We start from the raw sequence: 2,912 nt of genomic DNA, 5'->3' as shown, positions 1-2,912 counted from the left end.
ACAAATGGAGGCAAGGTTCAGAAAGCACTTCTTGCGACTTACGTAAGTACGCCTATTATGGAATACACTTACCTGAGCTACATGGTATATGTTTCTACACCTTGCTACCATTGGCGTCAGTTCACCAACGGGTTTATTAGGAGCTATGAAAGCACAGCTTATGGCTAGTATACCGGGTCTAACAAATGCGATCTAAATGAGTAACCCTATTTCATAAAAAAACCGACTCCTTTCGAAGCCGGCTTTTCACATTTAAATTAACTAACTATGACTATCGGGTTATCAGCCCACCTTTAGCACTGTCTACAGTGATTTTTGGTGTGCCTCTACCACTTACAATCCATCGTACGATAACGGTACCATTTCCAGGAATATTGGCCACTTCCAACTTGGCAGGATTCACCTTCTGCTCAGTTGTAATTCCAAGATCCAGGTCTTCTACAATCATTCCGGCCTGCACACTTACACCATCAATCGAAATGTAGTCCGGACGCTCAATCTTATACTTGAGGTCTTGCGAAGCATGGGTAGGCATTAGGCGCTCATTTTTAATAATGGCGGTAACTTCCCTTAATCCACCACCCAGGTCTTTTTCCATTACCTTATCAATACTCAGCTTAGGCATATGATGGGCATGGTAAAGTGCAAAGGCCATGTTTCGGTGAAGCTCTTCTTCCAGCATGAATCCCGGAGTGGCCCTACCGAAGTTTTTCTTAAACCCGCCTATCTCAATTTCTCCATAGGTTGGGTGATTATATGGAGCCCAGGGGGTAAATGCATCGTTGGCCAACAACTCCCGGTCGAAATCATAGCTCTGATTTCTGTCCGGACGCTCATTCTTATAGTAGGCAAAGCTTGAGAATATCTCATTGGTGAAGGTGTAAATACCTCTGCTTCCGTAGAACCAATCGAGTTCACCGCCAAAAACTGAGTACAAGTCTTTATATACCGTTAGGTAACGGTAACCGGGGAGCATCTTCTCTCCTTTTTCACCAATGGCATCATAAATTCGAAGGTCGGCACGATTATAAGTCGCCAGATCTTCTTCGGCACCAGGCCCTCTCAAAATCATTCCTCCTGAGTTATGGAAACTCTGAGCACCGGCAATGTTGGGATGTGCCAATACGAAATCGGCCACAGCACGGTTGGCCGGTACACTAAACGGATACTTTAATGCACCTCCCTGAATATAATCGGGCTGCCATTTCCAGGCCCAATCCCTGTTAGGATCATAATAACCGGGTCTGTCTTCATTTACTCGACCGTCACCATCATTATCTATACCTTCTGATCCTAGCAACTCATAGCGCTGAGCGGTAGTTACATCGTCTGGCCCAATCTGAATCATTTTACGCGGATCGAGCGGATCAATAATAAAGTCTCCATAATCGCTTTTTCTTCGCATGCTCGTTACCGAACCATCTCCATCCAAATCATCAAGACCATCTTCATCTACCAAACCATCGCGATCATCATCAAATGGCATCATTCCCGAACGAGGAGAACTTCCCGTATTGGCCTCTTTCATGTAATTGTTTCGGGCATCGGGGTTAATAGTAGGCACTATGTAGAAAATACGGTCGTCCAGTACCTCGGTAATGTAGTCTACATCGCCAAAGTTTTCGGTTAGGTACCAGGCCGTATAAATACAGATTTCTGCTCCCTGAATCTCATTGGAGTGAATGTTTCCATCGACATAAAATGCAGGTTTTCTTTCAGGGTTACCTTTCTTAAAGTTGGTAACCTGCAACATCCATATGTCTCTGCCCTCATACGACTTACCAATCGATATTCGCTTTACCAAATCAGGGTGAGCATCGGCTATTTTTTTAGAAAGCTCGGCTAAGCCTTCGGCCGTGTAGTATCGGTTAAAGGCAATATTAACCTTAGGGTTGTGGGGGGAACCTGCAGCACGGAACACTTCGTCCGCATTCTGTCCAAAACTGATACCGGGTAGCGCTAAGCCTACCAGAACTAAACCAGCAAATATTTTTGATATATATCTTTTCATCAGTTCTCTTATTTAAGGTTTACAGTTTGGCTATCTACTCCGGCATGTGAGGCACCTGCCTGAATTTTGACAGTACCACTTCCTTTTACCAACCAGGTAAACTGCACAGATGCATCACCATCCAGGCTTCTGAGTGTTTGAATTTTTCTTCCGGAAATCAACTCTTGTCCGTTACCAAGGCTCAACTCTACCTTCACTGGCTGCAACCATCTGGAGCGGGTACCCATTTCGGTATGAGTGGGTAGGGTTCCTCCATTATACACATCTACGGTGATTCGGGTCATTCCCTTACCAACGGCTTCCGTTTTAAGATTTACCAGCTGAACATTGGCCTGCATTTTGGCCATTTTCACTATAAAGTCGGTGTGGTTTCTTGCTGCATCGCCAATTTTGGCCAATGGAGGATTATTCATCACGAAAGGTGCTATTCCACCTACCTCTACCTTTTGATTAGGAAAATCCGGGTGGTTTACCTCTTTCCAGTCTACCCAGTAATTGGTAAGCCCCTCCTGCTCTGCCCATCTCAGGAAATTTACCTCTCGGTTTTTGTCTTTGTTAGCAGCTTGCCCTTCTTCATCTTTTACCGTGGGCACCCACCAGCCGGGAGTACCCACGCTCAGGCGTCCAAAGTGAAAATATGCCCACTGAAGGAAATCGCCTCCTTGCTCTCCGGAGTCCGGTGCGTTTTTCATGGAAACTGTCTCATTGTAAATATCAGACAGGTACTTGTTCAGCCCTGCATCATCGTTCAAAATGCTCGTAACTACACGCTTAGAGGCTCCGGCTCTGTTGTATCTCCAGGGACTCGAAAGGTTGTTACCGGGACCGAAAGTAAACACTCCGTAAAGATTCCACTTGGTATAGAGCATATCCAGCAAGGCCCTGTTTTCCAACTCAGACG

Annotated in this window: 1 protein-coding gene and 1 pseudogene; both read right to left on the bottom strand. The window is 45.5% G+C overall.

The genetic code is table 11. From position 1 onward, the window contains the following. Nucleotides 1-271: 271 nt before the first annotated feature. Complete coding sequence (locus tag B3763_RS06665; protein ID WP_286745011.1) at nt 272-2,011, bottom strand: M14 family metallopeptidase; 1,740 nt, start codon at nt 2,009-2,011, stop codon at nt 272-274. A gap of 8 nt (nt 2,012-2,019) precedes the next feature. Continuing rightward, nucleotides 2,020-2,912: pseudogene (locus B3763_RS06660) on the bottom strand (peptidase); the annotation flags it as partial.

This window comes from Roseivirga sp. UBA1976, assembly GCF_002336325.1.
Classification (GTDB): domain Bacteria; phylum Bacteroidota; class Bacteroidia; order Cytophagales; family Cyclobacteriaceae; genus Roseivirga; species Roseivirga thermotolerans.
Note: the sequence above shows the minus strand (reverse complement) of the source record. Positions and strands in the feature narration are given on the sequence as shown.